Here is a 23,647-nt window from a genome sequence, read left to right as displayed (position 1 = left end):
CGACGGTTAACTCTTTGGGCAACTCATCGGGGGCATTCCTCCCGGGTCAGGGTTTCGTTGATGCTGATGGCGGCGGCATTGCCCTCGGCGGCGGCCAGCAGGGCCTGCTGTGTTCCAGGAGTAGTGTCGCCGGCGGCGTACAGGCCGGGTACGGAGGTCTGGTGCTGCTTACTCACCCACACGGCCCCCTTGCTGGTAAGCCGGCAACCCAGCTGCCCGGCCAGCTGAGTACGCTGGTGCTGATGGGCATGAATAAACACGGCCGCCCGCGCCAGCTTCTCCCCCGACTCAAATACGATATGCCGCAACTCACCGGTCCGGGTGCCTTCCAGCCGTACCACTGGCTCCTCCCGCACCTGAATTCTTTGTTGACGCAGGCGGCGGCGGGCGTTGAGGGTGAGGTAGGCGGGGTCTTCCACGCACACCACCACATCGGGGCTCCAGCGGCTGACCAGCAACGCCAACCCGGTGACCAGCTTGGCCCGGCCATACACGGCCAGGGGTTGGTTGCGCACTTCCCAGCCGTGGCAGTAGGGGCAGTGCAGTACGCCGCGCCCCCATAGGTCGCGCATACCATCCAAGGGCGGCAGCTCATCCTCCACGCCGGTAGCCAGCAGCACCTTGCGGGCGCTGAGCGTGCGGGTGCGGCCGGTTGCGCCCTCAATAGTCAGATGGAAATGCCCGCTCATTGCCTCAATGTCGGTAACGGTGCCTGCCGCAATTTCCACCGAGTTGTAGGGCATCAGCTGCTCCCGTCCCAGCCGTAACAAGTCAGCTGGCTTGGTGCCGTCGCGCGTTAGAAAGCCCTGCACGGCCGGGGAAGGGGCATTGCGGGGCGGGCCTCCATCCAGCACCAGCACCCGGCGCAGGCAGCGGCCTAGCACCAGAGCCGCACTCAGACCCGCCGCCCCCGCTCCCACTATGGCAACATCAACATCGGTAAGTAGGTGGCGGGGTACATGGTGGCGAGCAGGCTTCATTAGGAGAGGTAGAATGGTTCGAGGGTTCTATACCCTAAAAGGGAGCAGTGGGTTAGCGCAAGTACATCCTATGGTTGAAATAAAACGCCCCCTCTCCGGGAGGGAGAGGGGGCGTTTTATTGACAGGCTCGAATAGCCGGGGGGGGCTATTCTTTGGTCAGGCGCTTGACCACCGATTGGCCGTTGCCCTGCACCTGCACCAGGTAGCTGCCGCTGGGCAGCTCTGTCACGTGCAGCGCTTCGCTGCTGCCCCCGGCCTGCTGGAATGAGCGCACCCGGCGGCCGGCCAGGTCGGTGATGGTCACCTGGTAGGTGCCGGCGGGCAGGGCCGACAGGTCCAGGCGGGCATCCGTCGCGCTGCTGGCCGGGTTGGGATAGAGCTGGGCCTCACCGGCCAGCAGCGCCGCCGCGAAGCGCACGGTCTGCACCGAGCTGAGGGCTTCGGTGCCGTCGGTGTCCACCTGCCGCAGGCGGTAGTAGGCCAGGCGGCCCTGCGCTTTGGCCGCCACCTGCGCGTCGAGCAGGGCGTAGGGCGTGGCCGTGGCCGTGGTGCCCTGGCCCTGCACCTGCTTGAGGACCTCGAACGAGTGGCCGTCGAAGCTGCGCTCCACCAGGAAATAGGCGTTGTTCACTTCCTGGGCCGTGGTCCAGGCCAGCTTCGCATCCTGCCCGGCCGCCGTGGCCGTGAAGCTCACCAGCGTTACCGGCAGCGGGCCGTTCTGGACCGGCGCAACACCCGAGAATTCAGAGGTGCCTGAGCCAGTTACAGTGGCCGTAGCCGTCAGGCGGGCGTTAGCAGCCGTCAGAGCCGCCAACTGAGCGCCCGTCAGCGAAGACGTAGGAATTGAGAACTGGAACATGTTGGCATTCGTCTCACTTCCCTGGTCAATCCCGTTCATGAGCGCGCTGTACGATTTGCGGCCGGTAGCGGCGTCGTCCGACGTATTGCCTTCCGTCCGGAATGTCAGGTACGTTTGGCCTTCCCCGAAGTTAGTAGGGTCAACCGAAGCCACATAGATTTCAACCCGGGCGCCAGCCGGCGCGTAGCCGGCCAGTAACAGGTTGCCACCATTGATGCGTGCTTGCGTGATAACCGGGAAAGTGAGCAGCCCGTTAGCCCCACTGGCTGTAGTGCGGCCGCTGGCATTCCGGGTTACCCCGTCGCCATCCGCTGCACCACCATTGGCCAGGTCGATGCCCAAGTTACCATTGGCGCTGAAGCTGTTCTGCGAAAACACGTTGTTAGAGCCGGCAATAGCCACAATACCGTCGCCAGCATTACTGGTGAACGTGTTCGAGCTGATGGTGTTACCAGTGCCTGCCGTGCGGATAGCCAGGCCAGCTTTCTGTACTCCATTTAGCGTACCGTTACCCTTGATCAGGTTACCGGTAATAGTATTGTTGCTGTTGGTACCGCTGATGAAGTCGATACCCATGGCCGCATTATTTACAATCTGATTGTTACTGATTGTGGTACTAGTCACACCACTGAACTCAATGCCATCAGCGTCGGCGCGGGTGGAGTTGCGAATCACGTTACCTGTGATAGTAACGCCGCTCAGCGCATTGAGGCCGATGTTAGCTCCATTGCTGTAGAATGTGCTGTTTTGGATAACAGCTCCCGTTACGCCGGCTCCATCGAGGCGCAGACCCTGGTCGGTACCATTGGTAGCGCCCGTCAGGCCAACACCGCTCAACGTGAAGTTGCCACCGGTTACGTATAAGCCGCCGCCGCTACGACCGCCTTGCCCGTTGAAATTAATTGTCACTTCAGGGCCAGTCGTTGATTCAGCAACTGCAGGGTTAGTGTCGCCGGTAACGGCCGTTTGCCGTCCACCATCAATGGTTGTTCCGGCATCCGTTACGGCGGGCAAAGCGCCCGACGCAGCCGTGATGGTGATGGTAGCCTGCCCATTGCTGGCGCCACCATTCAGGCCACTCCGCAAGCCGGCAGGTACATCAGTCGTGCGGCCGTCGGCAATCATAAATACCGAGGTTTCACGGCCGGCAGTGAGGCCGGTTTGGCTCAGGTTCGTATTGGCCAATCCGTTGGAGTTGGTAATGAACTGCGCCAACGAGCCCTGGCCCGAGGGATTCGTATTTACAATGGCATCGAAGTTGAAGCCGAAATCATATGAAGGCGTTGTGCTGGGCGGACGGTTCTGAACGGTTACTGGAATGATGGACTGCGGAGTAGTAGTGCTGGTAGTGAGGGCACTCAGGTTCTGCGAGCCGGTATTTACGGCTGCATCCAGCAGTATCGGGTTTTCGCCACCTACACGGTTCACATCACCCGTGATATAAGTTTGCACCGGTAGCAAGCCGGTAGGCGTGCTGCCAGTAGCCCGCACCGAAGTAACCGTGCTATTTACCACTCGCACCGTGTAATCACCGGGGAAGCGGTTGGCAAAGGTGTACACGCCGCTGGCGTTGGTGGTGGTGGTAGCTACCAGTGCGCCGGTTTCATCGTACAGTTCCACCGTGGCATTGCCTCGGCCAATGGCGTTGTTGCTGAAACCGGAACCCGTTGCCGAGGTATTAGCTGCCGCATACGTGCGGCCGGCACCACCACCATAATTCACGTCATCAAAAATGACACCGGTCAGGGTGGTCGTTTGTACTACCGGAATAGTAACGGTACCGGTGTTGGAAGAAATAGTATTCGAGTTATCGTATGCCTGATACGTGAACTTAGCGTCGCCGGAATAACCAGCGGTAGGGTCAAACGTCAATTGCACTGCCTGGGCCGGGGTAAGAACCTGCCCACTGGTTACGGCCACACCATTGAGGAACAATACTCCCTGTGTAGCGTCTGGCAGCGTGGTAACTACATACGAGGCAATGCTGCCATCCGAATCGGTGCCCGAAAGGGCTGGAATAGAGGTAGCCCCGGCTTGGTCCGACATGCGGGGTGCCGTTATATCCGTTACCGTAGGAGCCACGTTTCCGGCGCAGTTGCTGCCGTCCTTCACCCGATTAGCCGAGGTGGCATTCGTTACCTGCACATCGTCGAGCAGGAAAGTGGTATTACCACCGCTACGAACAAAAGATATCTGCACCCTCCGTACACCAGTGCCAGTATACGCCACTGAAATAGGGGTAGTCGTGTTGGCGGTCAGAGTGACAAACGTTGGGCCGTAAGTTGCCGCTGTGGTACCATTCTCATTCAGCAGCGTAACCGTGTATTGCGGACGGTTAACGCCGGTTCCCCCTACTGCACTGGACTGCATGTTGAACGAAACCGTGCCACCAGTTACCTGGAGCAAGGGGGTTGTGTAAGATACCGTTGTACCCGCCGCAATTGAACCTGATGACAGTACTTCCCGTCCATTAATGCCTGTTACATCTGAGATAGTAAGACCAGTAGTTGACGCGCAATAGTCAATAATCCGGCCTTCGAAATCCTCGGAGAAGACGTTGTTATCGGCAACATTAATAGTCTGCGAAGCCAGGTTGTTGTCTGGGTTGCTATCGGCGGTAGTGGCCGAAATGGTAGCGTTGGTGGTAAGGTCACCTACCTGCGCTACCTGAGCTGTAACCGTGAGCACGTAGTTGGTGCCGGCAGCGGTAGCGCCAATAGTCCACAACCCGGTGCCAGAGTTGTAAGTGCCCTGAGAAACAGTGCTGCTTACGAAAGTGAGGCCGGTTGGGAGGGCAAAGTTCACATTCACCCCGGCACCAACACCAGTGGAGGTGCCCACAACCCGGTATGTAACGTTCTGGCCTACCAGGTAGGAGCCTAGGGTAACCTGCTGCGTCACGGCAAAATCGACGGCACCGGTTGCCGGGCCAATCGGAATGCGCACAGTTCCCAAGTTGCTTGAGTTCAGCCCTAAATCATCCGTTGCTCTGAACTGGAAGGTCTGGGTTGTGTTCAGGCTGGCTCCGTTACCATCGGGCGAATACGTCAACTGATCGGCCTGAGCCGCCGGAATAACCTGGTTGATCGTTACGTTAGAGCCATTCAGCTGCAACGTGCCCCGCTGCGGGAGAGAGGTAATAGTGAAGGATGCCACCGTCGCGTTGCCTTGCGGGTCGGTAGCCTGCAACGGCAGGATGGGCTGCTGGCCCGTTGTATTTGGTACGGTAGCGTTATTAACGCTTACTGCCGTTGGCGCGGCGTTGACTACCGTTGTAATCTGCGCGGCAGCCTGGGTGCCATTGTTGTTGCCGGCAATTGGGTCGGAAGTGTCGGCGGTGTTGCGGGCCGTACCCGTTACCGTATTGTTGGGCATTGTGAAGCTCACGGTATTTGTAACCGAGGAGCCACTGGTCAGCAGAGCCGTAGTATTAAACGTAACCAGACCTGAAGTAGCGTTATATGAACCGTTGGTTACGTTTACACCACTCAGGCCGGTGGCCAGCTGGATGGTAGGCACTACATTGTGTGCATCATCCAGACCACTGTTGTTAGTTGTCGTTAGGGTGTACGTTACGGTTCCACCTGCGTTGGCGTAGGTATTACCACTAACAGTGGTTGTGAGGTCTGCTTCTTCGCACCACGTAAAGGCGGAAATATAAACGGCCTGCGTTCCAGGATCAGCAATTTCCGTTTGCAGGTTTTTGTATACCAGTTCCAGGCGCACAATGGCGTCCGTAAACGTAATAGTTACGTTACCATCGGGACCTAGCGTACTACCCGAGCCAGTAGCCGGATTGGTGCGGCCGGTAATGCGGTTGTTGCCGTTGAAGAAGTTGTTGCCGTTCGGAGCCAAGGACACGTCACCGGGGTCGAGCTGCACAATGCTACCATCAGGGCGATACCCATTGAATGTTACATCGTCCACAAATGCGCTACCATCCGCTACTGTACCTTTGTCCAGGTCGCCCATCGTGAAGCTAAAATTCTTCAGCGGACGGTTAAAGTAGAAGTTAGCGGTGCTGGTTATATTGGTGGTATTGGTGTAGTTCGTAAACCAGTCAAGAGCATAGCCGGGGCTACCAGCTCGCAAGTCAGTTACGAGGCTTGTTTCCCCAGCGGCAGCTGTTGAGGAGTAACCGCTAGTGCCGTTTAAATTGTTACTGATCGTAACCGAGCTATTGGGTATAGTGGCCGTGATATTGTTTTTCCAGTTCTCACCGTTGGGGCGAGCCGTAAAATCAAATACCGATGCCTGACCACACGTAGCCTTATTCACCGGAATGCCCAACTGTGCCTCCGTAGAGGTAGCTCCAAGGTTATCCGTAGCCGTAAATGAAGCAATAGCCGTAGTGCCCGAGTAACCGGCGGCAGGTTGAAATGAGAGCAATGACGAGTTAGCTACCGGATAATTTTGGTTAACCACAGCAGCCACTCCGTTCACATACAACGTGCCCGTGCTGGCGGCGGGCAGAGCTGTAAACCTGAAAGAACTTACTGAACCATCACTATCACTGAACCCCCATGCTGCCAGATCCCGAAGGGGCTGGCGCAGGTTATTACTGATAAGGGTAGCTGTGGTAAAGTCGTTGGTGGTAGGCGGGAAATTATTGACTACCTGAAAGGTGTACGTAGCGGTATTAGAAATACCGCCCGGCGCATCACCCGCCACAAACTGAAAGCTTCTCGTTCCAATGGCCGAACCATTTGTAGCAGCAAAGGCAAGGTACTGCGCCTGCTGAGGCGAAACGACCATGCCAACCGTAACCTGCTGGAAACTCTGGATGTTGGCATCTGCTACATACAAAGTCCCATTGGTCGGTAACGACTCAAATCGGAATCGAACCAAGTCCCCGTCGGCATCGGATCCAGCTAGCCCTTCGTTAAATTGATATAACGTTCCGTTGTTTTTAATAAGGCGCGTGCCATTAACATTTGTGGCAACGGGAAGAGCGTTAGGGCGTCCAGCTACTCCACCAGCACCAAGCACAAAGCTAGCAGGCCGCAATACAGAGCCCATAGGCTGAGCAAACGGAAAGGTGGCAGCCTGCCCCGAGGTGGTAGCCTGCTGTTCAGCAGCAGGCTGAATTTGCAGAGACGTGGCCTTTCTAATCCTTAGATCCTGTGCTTGTGCACTGGTCTGCAGAGATGAGCCCACGACTGCCCAGCACGTAGCAAGTGCCAGTAAGCGTACGTGTGTTTTCATATGTAAAAGCTTAGGAAAGAAATCACTACACAGCTACTTCCAAATTATAGAAGTCAACCGTAAAATTACAGGAGTATACATCAATTATAACTATCGTTCACAGTGTTTTATCGACGGTTCAGCAAGCAGAGACACTCCTTTTGTTTATTTGTTCATTATGGGAAAACAAATTTCTTAGTAAAAGCCCCTTGCAGAAAGCGTTACTGAGTTGGAGTGAATACGTGGCTGGGTAATATTCAAAACGCCCCCTCTCCGGGAGGGAGAGGGGGCGTTTTATTGACAGGCTCGAATAGCCGGGGGGGGCTATTCTTTGGTCAGGCGCTTGACCACCGATTGGCCGTTGCCCTGCACCTGCACCAGGTAGCTGCCGCTGGGCAGCTCTGTCACGTGCAGCGCTTCGCTGCTGCCCCCGGCCTGCTGGAATGAGCGCACCCGGCGGCCGGCCAGGTCGGTGATGGTCACCTGGTAGGTGCCGGCGGGCAGGGCCGACAGGTCCAGGCGGGCATCCGTCGCGCTGCTGGCCGGGTTGGGATAGAGCTGGGCCTCACCGGCCAGCAGCGCCGCCGCGAAGCGCACGGTCTGCACCGAGCTGAGGGCTTCGGTGCCGTCGGTGTCCACCTGCCGCAGGCGGTAGTAGGCCAGGCGGCCCTGCGCTTTGGCCGCCACCTGCGCGTCGAGCAGGGCGTAGGGCGTGGCCGTGGCCGTGGTGCCCTGGCCCTGCACCTGCTTGAGGACCTCGAACGAGTGGCCGTCGAAGCTGCGCTCCACCAGGAAATAGGCGTTGTTCACTTCCTGGGCCGTGGTCCAGGCCAGCTTCGCATCCTGCCCGGCCGCCGTGGCCGTGAAGCTCACCAGCGTTACCGGCAACGGGCTGGCACCCACCGGAATATTTACAGTTTGCGTGGTTACGCCGCCGTAAATATCGGTAGTGGTAATGCTGACTGAGTAAGTGCCCTGCTTAAGCAGCAGTCGGTTCGCTACGTATACCTGACCGGTGGCCGGGTTCAGCGCCAGTCCTACAGCACTCAGTTTATTCTGATCGGCTGCAGAGATGGTGGCGTTGGTACCAGAGGTAGGCAGGCCATTCGCTACCGACCCACTCACCAGTGCTCCGGTAGTAGCATCGTAGATAACACCTGAACCGTTGTACACTGCCCCATTGGGGTCCACCACGTAAGCCAGCACATCGTTGTTCTGGTAGCGGTTACTACCGCCTTTCGCAGGGGTAGTAGCGTAGCTCGAGTTATTATCCGAGGCTACTGGAATCGTGTATACGGCCGTGTTGTTCGAGACCAGGCTATTGTTGTCGAGGGCAGTGTAGTTGAAGAAGGCATTGCCAACGAAGCCATTGACTGGCTTGAAGGAAAGCTTCGAAGCATCTGCCAGGGTCACCACCTGACCTTCGGTGGCTGCCACCCCGTTCACATACAGCGTACCCTGCGTGGTCGTGTTCGGCAGGTTACTGATAGTGAACGATCTGATCGTGCCATCTGCATCCGTGGCGGCCAGCGCGGCAATTGGCTGATCGACGGCGGCGTTAGTGGCATCGGGAGCCGTGATGTTGTTTACCACGTTCCGGGCTACTGGGGCCTGGTTAGCAATGTTCGTTGTGAAAGGGTCCGTGTTGTTCGCCGTTACACCGCCTTCTGCAGTAGTTGTGCTTACGTTGGCTACCAAGCGGTAAGAAGCCGTTGGGAACGGGAAGCTGATGGTATTGATAACGGCTTGTGCAGTACCCGAATTCAGCGAACTGATAGTGGGGAAGGTTACTACGCCTGAGTTACTATCGTAGCTGCCACCTCCCGATACCACAACGCCCGTCAGGCCCGTAGGCAGCTGAACCGTTTGCTGTACATTACTAGCTGGCGACGCCCCATTATTACGGGTAATTACCGTGTAAGAAACCGTGCTGCCAGCCACTGCAGTGCCTACTCCATCCAGTACCGTTTGCACATCGGCCAGTGAGGTAATGTTCACGCTGTTCTGGCTGATATTATTAGCTGGCACATTATCCGTGTTATCCGAAGATGTGCTGGCTACGGCTACTACCGGACCTGCGCCCGGCGCATTGACACTAAAGGAGTATGTAAGTGAGGAACCACTGGCCAGCGAAACATTCGCCGTACTCGAGGTAATGAGTACTACGCCGGAACCAGTGCTGTAAGAGGCACCAGCTGGGCCTGAGAAACCTGTTAAGTCACCTGGCAGAGCTATACGAGTGCGTACATCCGTAGCATCAGCCGTGCCATTGTTCGTTACGGTTACCGTGTAGGTGATAGGCGAACCGGCCGTATAGGTACTAGCATCGGAGCTGATGGCTACAGCCAAATCACTGATGGAAGTGGTTGGCTGATTAACTACAATACTCGATTGCACTACGTTGTTGCCCAGGTTCAGATCATTGGTGGCATTGGATACGTTAGCTACTGCAGTTGCCGTCAGACGTTTTGCGTCTGGAGCTAGGAAGCTAATGGTATTGGTAATGGTCCCATCTGGACCAGCGGGTACTTCTGTCCGGGTCGCAAAAGTTACCACACCAGTGGCCGCATCGTAGCTGCCACCCCCCGAAACCGTTACTCCCGTCAGACCCGCAGGGAGTTGTACTGTAGTGGTGACCGAAGCGGCTGGCGCCTCGCCGTTGTTCGCCGTTGTAACCGAGTATACTACGGGCGTACCCGCTACAATGGGACTAGCGGGGGATGCCAGAAACACCTGTACGTCCGAAGAGCGTTGGCTGGTAGTGGTAACGGAAGCAGTATTGTTAGCTACGTTCGTTTCCGGAGTACCAGTTGCTACCGATGACACAACACTAATCTGGGTTTCGGTGGGCATATAAAAGCTGATGGTGTTCTGCACCTGAGTGCCAGCGTTTACAGTGCCTAAGTCGAAGGTAACCTCACCAGTGGTATTGTTATAGGTACCCCCACCCGTAATAGTCACGTTGGCGGTGCCCAGGTAGGCCGGAATGCGAACCACTTGGGTGGCAGCAGCAGCAGCGGCAGCCCCACTGTTGCTGGCGCTTACATTATAGGTTACCAACTGGTTGGCTACAGCTGTGCTTGGGCCCGATACTGTGGTCAACAAATCCGTGCGGGGAGTTACCGTTACCGAAACCTCCGTCTGGTTATTGCCTGGTACTGGGTCGATGGTAGTACCAGCAATGGCAGATGTAGCCAGAACCGTACCTGCTGCCGGGGCCGTCACGCTGAACGTGAAGTTACTGCTGAAGCCGCTGGCCATGGTAGCCGTTACGGCCGAAGGCGTAATCTCGCCGGTGGTTGAGTTGTAGGAGTAACCGCTAGGCAGACCCGTAACCGTCAGGCCCGGAGCCAGCAGAATCCGCAGACTGGTGTTGGTACCGGTGGCAGGGCCATTGTTGCCGTAAGTCACGGTGTACGTGTACACCTCGCCCGGAGCCGGAGCGGCGGTAGAGGATGTAATGGTGGAGAACAGGTTAGCCTGGTTGGTGGTACCCGCCGAGTTAACCGTCAGTGAGGCAGTAGCCTGGTTGTTGGTCGTGGGGGTTTCATTGCCAGCTCCTGAGATATTGGCAACGGCCGAAATAGTGCCGGCACCAGGTGCTACAAAGCTGATGACGTGGTTCACGTTCTGACCGCTGGGTAAAGAGGCCAGCGTAGGGAAGGTGACAACACCAGAGGCTGCATCGTAGATGCCATTATCCGATACGTAAACGTTCGTAAGGTTTCTTGGCAGGGTTACGGTTTGCGCCACTGTGCTAGCCAGGCCGGAGCCAAGGTTTAGCGACGACACGCTGAAGGTTACCGGTTGACCCGCTACCACAGAGGCTGGCCCGCTGATGCGTGTGGTCAGATCATACGTGGGAGTTACGGCTACCGAAACTGAGTTCAGGTTGTTAGAAAGCACAGTTTCGTTGCTGGTAGTTGTTACCTGAGCGGTGCCTACTACCGGGCCGCTGGCGGGAGCCGTAAACGTAACTCCATAGGTATTGGAGGCACCTAACGCCAGTGTACCATTGCTAAGCAGCGTTACCAGACCGGTGGTGTTGTTATAGGAGCCACCATTGGAGAAAGTAACTGTGCCCAGACCGGCTGGCAACTGTAGGGTTTGAGTTACACCCGTAGCAGGGGTATTGCCGGCCGTGTTTACGTTAGTCGTCGTTACGGTGAAGGTAACCGACTGACCAGCCGTTACTGTGCTGGCGCTGGAGCTGACAGTCGTGGCAACGTCGGCCAGAGAGCGTACTGTTACGGCAATACTGGCTTGGTTGGATACGGCACCCGAAGTACCATTGATGGTGTACGGAATAACTGCCGTTCCCGTGAAGCCATTTACCGGAGTAAACGTTACCAACCCAGCATTATCAACCGTAAAGGTGCCTTGACCCGCTACCGTCTTCGTCGTCTGAATCCCTGCTGTATTGGGGTCGAGGTCAACGGTAGCAGCATCTTTCGGACCCGTGTCGTTGGTAGCCACGTTGAACGAGACGGCCGTATTCGGAGCCGTGAAGTTCTGGTCGTTTACCGCTACCGGAGCAACGCCTACCGTAAGTGTATAGGTAGCCGTGTTTGAAACGGTGCCGCTATTATCCGTAGCTGAATACGTGAAGGAAGCATTGGCGCCCCCATTGGTACCATAGCCCGATACTGGGTCGAAGCGCAGATTGCCCGCACTGGCCGCCGGAATCACCTGGCCTGCCGTAACAGCCGTCAGCGTGGAGCCCGAAACCAGGTACAGCACCCCGGCTGCAGCCGGGGGAAGCGTTACGATAGTGTAGCTGTCAATCTGACCATCCGGGTCGGTAGCGCTTAGGGCCGCAATGGCCGTAGGGCCGTTGTTGTCCGGAATAGCAGGCGTGTTGGTGACGTTGTTAGCCACCGGTGGCTGCGAAGCGCTGGCGCACAGCACCGAGTTTGGTATGATCTGACGGGCCACGTTCGCGCCGGCGCTTGCATACTCCAGCGTCAGCACGTTAATACCGCCATTCTCACCATATACTACCAGCAAGTTATGTACCCCTGCCGACAGCGTAAGGGTGACGGTACGCTCCTGTGCAGAATGCAGACCACCATTGTTGATAGCGGCATTGGCTATAGTAGGTGCCAAGGCTGCTCCATCCAACCACAGATAAGCAGCATCGTCGGAGTTCAGATAAAACGTGTAGGAACCAGCAGTAGCAATGTTAATGCTGCCGCGGTAACGGGCCGTATAAGTATCGGGGTTACTGGCCGTACCGGCAGCCGTGGGCGTTAAATTGCCCCAACTCGCAGAGCTAGCAAAGTTCAATGTGGCATCATAGCGAGCTAGGCCAGCCGTTTTGCCGTTGAAGAACGTCAGATCATCTGCGAAATAACCGCTGAAATATTCGCCATACAGGCCACTGCTACGTGTGGGGCCGTATTGGGCACCGGCGCAGCCGTTGGTCGGCAGCGTAACTACCGTCGTTACGTTGGCATTGGCCTGGCTGCCATCGTTGTTGGTGGCAGTCGGATCAGTAGTCGTTGAGGTACTGGCAGCTTTACCCGTGATGGTTGTGTTGTAGTTCGGAGCCGGGAAGATAATCCGGTACGGAGTGGAGGCTCCACTGGCCAGCGAAGAGGTAGTGGGGAACGTTACCAGACCCGTATCGTTGTTGTAAGTACCACCATCGGGCAGGTTAGTAGTCGTCAGGTTAAGACCAGCCGGCAACTGCACAGTAGGCACAACTGAAAGGGCCGGCGAAGGACCATTGTTAGTAACCTGAGCTGTATAAGTGATGGTGGCACCTGGGGCTACGTTGGTCTGCGAGGTAGTCAGCGTAGTAGCAACATCGGCAACGGTGCTTATAGCCGTTGATACCGAAGCGCTGTTATTGCCGGTCAGACCGGGGTTAGCCCCTTCGGAAGTAGTTGTGGATGTATTCGACTGTGCTACTACCGGACCCGTGCCGGGAGCCGTATAGGTGATGGTGAAGCTGTTGCTGGAAACTGCTGCCAGCGGCGTACCGCTGTAGGTGATGGTGTAGCCCGTTGCTACCGTACCGCTTACGGTACCGCCGCTGGCTACCACATTGGATACCCCGGCTGGTAGCGTTACGGTGCGGGTGGCGCCGGCTGCCGGCTGTCCGCCATTGTTGGCGAAGGTGACATTTAGCGAAACAGTAGAGCCTGCATTGGCTGAGGCCGGACCGGTAATGGTCGTGGCCACGTCGGCAATACAGTTGATGCCCGCCGTGCTGTTGGCAATACTGTTGCTGATGGCTGCGTTGCTGAAACCGGCATTACCTGGCTCCGCACCGAAAGCGCCACCCCCGGGAGTAGTGCCGTTGGCACCTGCCGTAATGGTAGCTGCTGCAGGTGCGCCGTTGGTGAGAATAACCCCACCACCGCCACCGCCGCCCGTGCCGTGCGGTGCGCCGCCACCGGTGTTGGTGCCGCCATTTCCGCCTTTAGCGCTCAAAGTCAGCCCGCTCAGACCACTGGTTACGTTGGCCGTCAGTACAATAGAGCCACCGGCTCCGCCACCCCCGCTGCCGTCATTAGCAACGGAGTTGTTCGCGCTGGCTCCATCGGCCAGAATAGTGCCCGAACCGGCAACCGTGCCAGTACGCAGCAGCACGATGCCACCACCGGTTGCGCCACTGCTGGCAAAACCGGTACCCGGTGTACCCGTACCATTGTTGGTAGAGCCTGCGCCACCCCCGCCGCCGAGTACTACCCGGCTGCTGGAGGAAGCAGTAAACACGCCACCGGCTTCGCCACCAACAGCCGCGTTGGAGTTCCAGGCGTTACCGCCCCGGCCGCCAGCGCCACCGTTGGCTCCGCCGCCGCCCCCAGTGTTTTCATCGTTGTTTACCGGGTTGGAGTCGGTGCCACCGCCACCGGCGGTACCGGGAGCACCGCGGCCGGCGCTGCCGTTCGGGTAGCCTTCCACCCCCGTATCGAACAGGGTGCCAGCATTATTTACATAACGTGGTGTACCAGCCGTGCCTTCTCCCTTCATACCATTGGCATTCAGCGTAGCCAGGCTGCGGTAGTCGGTGCCGGTAAGCGTAGTCGGATTGGTTTTGTCGCCAGCCAGCTGACGGCCCGCTCCACCCCGGAAGCCGGAACCCGAAGCGTCAATCGTGAAACCAGCCAGGTTTAGTTGGCCTGCCACGTCCAGGGCTATAATACCACCCGTGGTGCCGTCCCATACTTTGGGCGTAATGTTGGCTCCCAGCGTAAGGTTGAGATACTGCGGAATGCGTACCACCTGAAATACCCGGCGACCCTGCGTGCCTGTGGCGGCAGCCGTCTGGTAGGCGTTTTTAAGACCGGTAGTAAGAGTAAGCGTACCGCCTGCCGTTGCCGTAATGGCATTGTTAGCTACCACATACTCGTACTGGCCAGCCGTGAAGTTGGTAGCCGTATTACCATTTGCCGGAATGCCAGCTACTCCGTCGCCGTAGGCGCTGGAGTTAGAAGAGGTGATATCAGCTCCCTGCATTTGCACCACCAGCAGCAGGTCGCCGGCGGCAATGTTGGTGGCCGCACCGGTGGCAGCCCCCACTACAATGGAGGTGCCATTGACGCTTACCGTCTGGTTGGTAGTAGGGTAGTAAGTAACCGGGTTCGTGCTAATGGTAGCCGAGCCGTCGCGGCCGGCTGTGGCGCAGGGGCCGGCCGTGCCGCTGGCCCCAGTAGCCCGCACCGTGGTGCTGATAGAAGCCGTATTATTGACCGTGACTACATCCTCAATGGAAGTTGTGAAGCCTGAGGTGGAGGTTGCTCCGGCCGCCGGCAGCACAAAGGAAATGATGCTGGCGGTGGAGTTACCCGAAGCCAGGTCATTCACCGGAGCCAGCGTCAGCAGGCCGGTAGCCGAGTTATACGTGCCACCCGTAACGCCGGAAAGGCCCGTCGGCAGCTGCACGGTGGGCGTAATGGTAGCTGGTACGTCGGGGCCGTTGTTGGTTGTTGTAACAGTGTAGCTGACGGTGCTGCCAGCCGGAGCCGAAGCAGGGCCGGCAATGGCCGTGCCCACATCGGAGCGAGAGCACCAGGAGAAGGACGTGAACGTGACGAATTGCCCTCCGGGATTTGTGTAGGTGGTCTGCGTGTTTTTGTACGTGAGCACCAGGCGGTTAATAGCCTCCGGAAACGTAATAAGCACGTTGCCCGCCGCACCCGTGTTGCTGGCCGTACCCGTGATGATGTTGTTGCCGTTGTAGGTGTTGGTATTGTTCGAGCCGACGATTACGTCGCCGTTGCCCAGGGTAATCGTGGTACCATTTGGGCGAATACCAGCCACAGTCAACTCATCCGTCCAGGTGGTGTTGGCTGCGCCGGTTGCCTGCCGGTCAATGTCATTCACCACAAACGAGAAGCCCGAAACGGCCCGGTCGAAGGTGAAGGTTACGCTGGAAGTCGCGGCGTTAGTGGCCGTATAATCGGCCGTCCACGTCAGGCCAATGCCACGGTCAGCGCCTTGGTCGGCAATATTGAACGTGGTGGTGCTGGCCGGGGCGGTGTAGCTGCCCGCCGTTATGGTGGTGCCCTGTACAGTTACTGAGCGGCCTGCCGCCCAATCCTCGCCCAATGTCCGGTTGAAGAAGTCCAGCCCGGAGTTCTGCGCGCATGACTGGTTACTAACCGGAATGGCGTAAGTAACTGTAGTCGAGGTTTCGTTGGCGTTGTCGCGGGCCGAATACGTAAAATTGGCCAGGCCAAAATAGCCGGCCGCCGGGTCAAACGTCAGGTTGCCGATGTTGGCGGCCGGAATTACCTGGCCGGCCGTTACGGCCGTTCCGCTCAACTCCAGCACCCCCGACGCCGTCGGGGGCAAGGTATTGATGATGTAGCTGGCAATGGGGTTGTTGTCCGGATCAGTAGCCGAAAGCGTCCGTGACAAAGCGGTACGCCCAAAGCTGTTGAGCATGATCTGGCTGGTTTCCGTACGAGCAACCGGAATTGCCATCGGACGATTACCAGTAGTTGCCGGCGTCGGGAAGGAGAGAGGCGCTATTTCAATACGACTCCACCACTCCGCGGAGTTGGGCCTGAGCACTTGTGCCCAGCCTGTTGTCTGGCCAAAGGCGGCCCAGGTTAGCAGCAGTGCTGCCAATCGTAAGCATGTTCTCATTGAAAAAAAGTATGGTGAATGCAAAGGAAGGCTGTACTATACCAAGGGAATACTAGGCGCTACAAAACTAAAATGGAGGGTATACCATCCGGGTAAATCTCGCCGAACTATCCTGTAGCATCGTTAAACCAACAATTTTAGGGTGCAAAAACAGGATAGGCACCCTGCTATATTTGAGGAAGGCCACCACGGGAAGAGAATTGAAAAAAAGGCTACGAAAAATCGGCCGCCGTTGGATTTACCTGCTGCATTATGAAAATGTAAAGAGTGCACGGTGCTGTTTCCGGTGGTGTTTGCAGCAGTTAAACCGAGTACAAATAAGTAGATAAGGCGAGCAGACAGGAACTGTGCGGGAGAACCGGTAAGCCAATAACCCACACTGGCCGGCCTCTCATATGAGAAGCCGGCCAGTGTGGGTTATACAGGAATGCGGAGTGTTTTACTCCGCTTTGGTCAGGCGCTTGGTAATTACCTGTCCGTTGCCCTCCACCTGTATCAGGTAGCTTCCTGTAGGTAGCCCCGTCATATCCAACAGTTGCCGGCTGCCGCCGGTGCCGGCGGCAATCCGTACCGTACGGCCCGCCATGTCGGTGATGGATACCACGTAGGGTCCGCCCGGCAGCCCCGACAGGTCCAGGAAGGTATCTGTGCGGTCGGAAGCCGGGTTGGGATATACCGTAACATCGGCGGCGGTAGTAACGGCGAAGGTCACGACTTGCACGGCACTCAGGCTGAATGTTCCGTCATGATCAACCTGCCGCAGGCGGTAGTACACGGGTCCTGCTCCCTTCCGCCCGATGCCCCGGTCGGTGAAGGCATACGGTGTAGCGGTGGTAGTGGTGCCTTGGCCTTTCACCTGCCCAATGGCAGCAAACTCCTGGCCATTGAGGCTGCGCTCTACCACGAAATAGCCGTTGTTGAGTTCCTGGGCGGTATTCCAGGTGAGCTGGGCATCCATGGCTACGGCTTTGGCCGTGAAGCTGACCAGCGTTACCGGTAGCGGCGCTGCCCCAATGGTGAAAGTTACGGGTTGCGTATTGGTGCCTCCGTAGGCATCAACTGTTGTAACCTGAACCGTGTAAGTGCCGGCTTTCAGCTTGGAACGGTCCTGAACGGAAATCAGGCCCGTAACGGCATCCAGCTGCAAGCCGAGGCTGCTGAGCTGGGTGGTACCGGCCGCATTGGTGGTAGCTGCGGTAAGGCCGTTGGCCGTTACCGACCCATCGGAGCTGTATTTGCCCCCGTTCACATCGAACACCCGGGCAATGGGGTCGTTGTTCTGGTAGGAGGTAGCCGCCGTGCCGCCCTTCGTGGGGGAGTTGGTGTACACCGAATTAATATCCTGGCCAACGGGCACCGTGTACAGGGCTGCCGTAGATGTGGCATTGGCGTTGTCGGTGGCCGTGAAAGTAAAGAACACGTTGCCTACGTAGCCGGCTACAGGGTCAAAGGTGAGCAGGGCAGCATCACTGGCCGGAATGCTCTGGCCCACCGTAACCGGGTTGCCGTTGTAATAGAGCACTCCCTGAGCGGCGGTAGGCAGGCTGGTGATGGTGAAGGATGATACTGTGCCATCGGCATCCCGGCCCAGCAAAGCCGACAGGGCCATGGCGCCGGCCGAGTTGCCTACCGGGGTACGCTGGGCACTTACAACGGCAACGGCAGTGGGCGGCTGGTTGGCCATGGCTGTATTCTGCGTGGAACTGTTGTTGCCGCTGTTGGTTTCGGCCGTAGTGGTGGTAACCGTACCCACCGCCGCAAATGCCGTGGCCGGGGCCGTGAGGGTGATGGTATTGGTTACGGCATTAGCCGAACCCGGCGGCAGCACGCTGATAGCCGGGAAGGTGACCACGCCCGAGCCGCTGCTGTACGTGCCGCCCCCCGATACGACCACGCCCGTCAGGCCGGTGGGCAACTGTACCGTTTGCTGTACGCCTGCTGCCCCCGAAGGGCCATTGTTCAGGGTTACGACGTTGTAGGTAGCTGACGCGCCTGGACTAATGCTGGCGGGGCCCGTTACGGTGGTTACCACATCGGCCTGGGGAGTTACCGTAATAAGGCTGGTGGCCGAGTTGTTGGCCGTATTGGTTTCCGCTTGGTTGGCGCTACTGAAGGCCAGCGCTGTGAACGAGCCACTGGCTGGGGCATTGACCGTAACCTCATAGGATGCGGCTGCTCCGGCAGCCAGGGAGTTGCTAGCGGGCAGGGTTACCACGCCGGTGGTGCTGTTATAGGTAGCACCGGTTGGTAGCACTACCCCCGTCAGGCCGGCCGGCAGATATAGTACCGGCTGCACGTTGGTTGCCGCCGTAGCACTGCCCGCACTATTGGTGGTCGTTACGGTAAACGTAACCGGCTGACCGGGCGTACGGCTGGTGATATTGGCCGAAATGGTAGTTACCACATCCACTGTTTGGGCCGTAGGAGCCGTAACCGTGGTAGCCACCGTAGCTGAGTTGTTGGTGGTTACCTCCTCATTGTCAGCGGCCGTGTTGGCAGCAGCCAGCAGCTGGGTAGTAGCCGGGGCCACGAAGCTGATGGTGTTCGTGACGGAGCCGGCCGGCTGCGAGGCAATAACCGGGAAAGTAACCAGACCCGTTGCGCTGCTATAGGAGCCGCCCCCCGATACCGTCACGCCCGTCAGGCCCGTGGGTAGCTGCACCGTGGTAGCTGCGTTTTGCGCCACCGAGGTACCGTTGTTGGTAGTAGTAACGGAATACACCACCGGGTTGCCGGCCACTACCGTGGCGGGACCGGTCAGGCTCACGGCCAGGTCGGCCACCGGCGTTACGGCAGTGGTTACTGCCGAGCGGTTGTTGGCAGTTGTAGCTTCGGCCGTAGCTGTAGCCACCGCCGCCACGTTGTTCAGGGGGCCATTGGCCGGGGCCGTGTAGGTAATAGTGTTGGAGGTAGATGCCCCGGGCAGTTGGGTGGCAATAGCCGGGAAGGTTACCACGCCGGTGGTGCTGTTGTAGGTGCCGCCTCCCGATACCGACACGCCCGTCAGGCCGGCCGGAATCTGGACGGTTTGCTGTACGCCAACGGCCGTGGCACTGCCGGCATTAGAGGTAACAACAGTGTAGGTAAGCACCTGGCCGGCCGTAGCCGTCGTGGGGCCGCTAAGCGTGGTGACTACGTCCGTTAGCGGGTTTACCCGCACATTAGTAGTGGAGATGTTGTTGGCCGGCATGGGGTCGGGAGTACCGGAGGCCACGCTGGCTCCTGCCAGCAGCGTGCCGGAGGCCGGCGCATTTACCGTAACGGTGTATGCAGTGCTGCTGCCCGCATTTTGCGTGGCAATAACCGGGAAGGTTACCACGCCGGTGGTGCTGTTGTAGGTGCCGCCTCCCGATACCGACACGCCCGTCAGGCCGGCCGGCAACGAGGCAGACGTTACTACATTGGCTGCCGGATTTGGCCCGTCGTTGCCCTGTGTAATGGTGTAGGTTACCGCCCCGCCTGGTGCCACCGAAGTAGCCGAGGCCGTAATGGTGGTAAACAGGTTGGCGCTGGTGCTCGGGGCCGCCGTAACGGCCGTAGCGCCGGCCGTAGCCGAGTTGTTGGCCGTGTTGGAGTCGCCGGCGGTAGGCGTTACGCTGGCCGTGGCAGTGAAGCCCGCCGTAGGCGCCAAGAAGCTAATGGTATTGTTCTGGCTGGCGCCACTCACCAGAGCCGCCACCGTTGGGAAAGTTACTACACCCGTCGAGCTGTCGTAGCTGCCATTGTTGCTCACGTACACCCCCGTCAGGCCGGTAGGCAGCTGCACAGTTTGCACTGCCCCCGTAGCCACCGATGGTCCGTTGTTCTGCGTGATGACGCTGAACGTGGTGAGCGTGCCCGCTACCGTGGTGGCCGGCCCGGTGATGCGCGTAATCAGGTCGAACACCGGAGTCAGGGCAATAGTGGCCGAGGCCGTGTTGTTGGCCGTCTGGCCCAGCTCTACGTCCGGGGTGGCAATGCTGGCCGTGGCGGTTACGCCGCTCCCCGTGGCCGGGGCCGTAAACAGAATCCGGAAGTTGGCCGAGGTGCCGCTGGCTAGCGTCGACAGGGTGGGGAAGGTTACCAGGCCGGTTGCGGCGTCGTAGGAGCCCCCATCCGGCAACGAAACTCCTGCAAGGCCGGCGGGCAGTTGCACCTGGCGGGTTACACTGCTGGCCGAGTTAGGGCCGTTGTTACTGAAGGTAGCCGTAAACTGCCCTTGCGCCCCGGCATTAATGGGGCTGGCGGTAGTGGTCAGGGTAACGGCTACATCGGCCACCGCCTGTACATCCAGGCCCAGCGTAAACTGGTCGGGGGCGACGTTGCTGCCCTGCCCGGTAGCCGTGCTGGTAGTGCTCTGGATACTGGCCGTGCCCGGTGTAGCCGGAGCCGTGAAGCTGAACTGGTAAGAGTTGGCCGTCCCGGCCGCCAGCGTGGCGGCTGTGCCAAAATCAATTACCCGGCTGGTTGTGTTGTAGGTGGCTCCGTTCGGAATAACCACGTTGGTAACTCCGGCGGGCAAGGTAACCGTTTGAGCCACCGTGCTGGCGCTGCTCAAACCAGTATTGCTGAACGATACCGTGTAAGTACCCGAGGGCTGCCCGGCCAGCAGGCTGGTGGGGCCATTAAGTACCGTGGTTACATCAGCTACAGGGTTAATTACCACCGTGCCGCTGGCTGAGTTGTTGGCCGTGTTACCCCCTTCACTGGCATCCCCGCTGATAACGGCGGCGGCCGTAACGGCGGTGGCGTTGTTCGGGGCCGTAAACGTAATAACGGAGTTCTGCGAGGCCCCGCTGGCCAGCGAGGCCAGCGTCGAGTAGGTTACCAGGCCGGTTGCCGCATCGTAGGAGCCGCCGTTGCTGACGGTTACGCCCGCGAGGCCTGTCGGTAGCTGCACCTGCCGCACCACGTTACTCGAGGCATCGGGACCAGCGTTGGTGAAGGTAACGTTGAGCTGACCCGTGGTGCCGGCGTTGATAGGTGAGGTTTGCGGAGTTACGGTGGTAGCCAGGTCGGCCTGGGCGCAGAAGCTCAGACTGTTGATACCAATGGTAGCAGTACGGGCCGCCGTGAAGAGGGTGTTGGCATTGGAGAATACCAGCTCCAGGCGCCGCACCGGCGTGGTGAAGCGCACGGTGGCGTTGCCATTGGGTGAGCCAGCTGCCACGGCCGCCGTGCCCTGCACGGTGTTCGGGGAGGAGAAGGAGGTGGCAGAGCCCAGGGTAAAATTGGCAGCTGACAAGGTAGCCGCCGTGCCGCCGGTGGTAGTAGTATAGCCGTTAAACTGCACCGCTTCGGTGAGCTGCGTACCGGTTTCAATGTCCTGTACACTCAGAGTCAGGTTATCAACCGGCCGGCTGAAGAGCAGCGTGGCGGTTGCCGATCTGGTAGCGGTGTTAGTGGTCAGCTGCCATGCCAACGTCTGACCCGAGAGGTTAGCGTCCGTGCCAACGCTGAACACGTCGGCAGCGGTGTTCTGGGTGTAGCTGTACGTGTAGCTGGTGCCGCCCAGGGTTTCGGTGCCCGTTCGGCGGCTGCCGGTTGCGGCTGTAGCGTAGTTCAGGCTGCTTACCTGGTTACAGTCGCTTACCGTCAGGTTGCGGGTGGCCGTGTTGTTGGCCGTGGCGCCGTTTTCGTTACCAGGGGTGCTGGTGTTGGCCGTGAGGCTATAGGCCCCGGTGGTAGATGGCACCGTGAAGCTGAATGTGAACGAAGTAGGGCTGCCGCTGGCTACCGAAGCCGCCGCACCGAAGTCGATTACCCGGGTAGCAGCATCGTAGGTAGCACCTGTGGGAATAACTACGTTGGTAACGCCCGCGGGCAAAGTCACGGTGCGGGTTACCTGCTGGGCGGCATCGGGGCCGTTATTGCCGTACTCCACGGTGTAGCTCACGGTGTTACCCACCGAGGCCGCCACCGGCCCAGCCGTAAACCGCGTGTATACATCTACCACCGAGCACCATGAAATCGAATTGATGCCGATGATCTGGCCACCGGGGTCGGCTACCGGCTCCGTGTTGCGGTAGGTGAGGCGCAGACGCACAATGGGCTGCGGAAACGTAACTACCACGTTGCTGTTGGGGCCAAAGTTATTGGAGTTGCCCTGGCCCGTTACCAGGTTGGTAGCCGCAAAGTTGTTGGAGTTGTTGGGCGCTAGAGCCACATCCGAGGAGGAGAGGGTTACTATCTGCCCGCTGGCCGTGTAGCCATCCAGCTGCACCTGGTCGCGCCAGGTATTGTTTACTTGGTCAATATCGGCCAGAGCAATGGAGAAATTATCCAGCGGCCGGCTAAACGTGAAGTCAACTGAAGACGCAGCATTGGCTGATGAGGTATAATCAGTAGACCACAGCAGCGCCTTGCCGGGCAGGGCCTGGTTGTCTTCTACCTGCAAAGTCGTCTGGCCGTTGGGGGCGGTGTAGTTGCTGGCCGTAATGGTTACGCCCTCCACCAGCACCGATTGGGTGGTCTGGAAGTTTTGGCCGTCGGGCTGGTTGGCAAAGTTGAGGGTGCTGGCCTGGCCACAGGTGGCCCGGGCTACTGGAATACCGTAGCTGGCGCTGCTGCCGTTGGTGCCGTTGGCATTACGGGCGCGGTAGCTGAACACGGCTGTGCCAAAGAAACCCGCTGCCGGATCGAAGGTGAGCTGAGACGCCTGGGCCGCCGTTATTACCTGCCCAACCGTTATGGCGGCACCATTCAGGGCCAGTGTGCCCTGGGCAGCCGAGGGTAAGCTTAGTATCACGTAGTCGGTGGCGGCAATACTGCCGGGCTCCACCGATAGGGGCTCCGTAAGGGTAGTAGCCGGGGCTCCGGCCGGTACAATCTGCGAAATCAGGGCCGCTGCTACCGGCGTCTGCTCCACATTTATGGTAAATGTGGCCGACGAAGTAGATAGCTCGCCGTTGCTGTTGCGGGCCCGCCACTGAAACGACGTAGTACCCGTAGCGTTAGTCGTCGGCCGAATCAGTACTTGGTTGTAATCGGCTAGCAGTTCCTCACTTGGCGCCGTGGTTATCTGTTTCAGCGCCCCACTGGAGGAATTATATACGTACAGCTCGGCAACAGCAGCAGATGGCACCGAGAAAAACCGGTAAGCCGTAATCGGAAACCCGCCGTTGTTGGTAACGTTCAGGTTGATAATGTAATACAGCCCCGTAGTGCCCCCAATGGTAACCGTTTGGCTGGCAACGGTAGGAGCTGCCGCCGGCCGGCCGGCGTCCTGACTGTTCTGCGTAGTGGTGGTAACTGCCTGGGTGGGCACAGTTTCCGGCCGCAGCTGCCGGAAGGAGGGGGGCTGCAGGTCGCTGAGGCTGGGCATTACCGCCGGCAGCGACGAAGATGGCACTACCCGTTGAGCCTGCACGTCGGGTGATACCAGACTGGCTGCCAGGAGCAGAGCAACCCAGAGACGTAAAGCTTTCTTCATGAACTATAAAAAGTAGGTGGAAAAAGCAACCCCGGCAGCCGCAGCAGAAACAGTAGCAGCCACACAGGATTATACCGCTCAAAATGTCTGCCTGTGGCCCGTATTACCTA

Annotated in this window: 4 protein-coding genes; all 4 read right to left on the bottom strand. The window is 58.6% G+C overall.

Features of this window, described 5'->3' with window-relative positions; translation table 11 throughout:
- Window positions 1-23: 23 nt before the first annotated feature.
- The 4 genes from EI290_RS02165 to EI290_RS02150 all read right to left on the bottom strand — a co-directional run bounded on the left by EI290_RS02165 (window position 24) and on the right by EI290_RS02150 (window position 23,537).
- On the bottom strand, window positions 24-980 hold the full coding sequence (locus EI290_RS02165) for an NAD(P)/FAD-dependent oxidoreductase (RefSeq protein WP_125426259.1): 957 nt from the start codon (window positions 978-980) through the stop codon (window positions 24-26).
- A gap of 146 nt (window positions 981-1,126) precedes the next feature.
- Window positions 1,127-5,932, bottom strand: a complete 4,806-nt coding sequence (locus EI290_RS02160) for a right-handed parallel beta-helix repeat-containing protein (RefSeq protein ID WP_185816808.1) — start codon at window positions 5,930-5,932, stop codon at window positions 1,127-1,129.
- A 1,416-nt stretch (window positions 5,933-7,348) separates the two neighbouring features.
- Window positions 7,349-15,961 (bottom strand): Ig-like domain-containing protein, encoded by an 8,613-nt coding sequence (locus tag EI290_RS02155; RefSeq protein ID WP_185816807.1) that lies wholly within the window; start codon window positions 15,959-15,961, stop codon window positions 7,349-7,351.
- 604 nt (window positions 15,962-16,565) lie between these two features.
- Entirely contained in the window at window positions 16,566-23,537 is a 6,972-nt protein-coding gene (locus tag EI290_RS02150) for a T9SS type A sorting domain-containing protein (protein ID WP_125426250.1), read from the bottom strand.
- Between the last annotated feature and the right edge of the window lie 110 nt (window positions 23,538-23,647).

It is taken from the genome of Hymenobacter metallilatus, assembly GCF_003944705.1.
GTDB lineage: Bacteria > Bacteroidota > Bacteroidia > Cytophagales > Hymenobacteraceae > Hymenobacter > Hymenobacter metallilatus.
The sequence above is the reverse complement of the archived record's forward strand: the minus strand, read 5'-3'. Positions and strand labels throughout refer to the sequence as shown.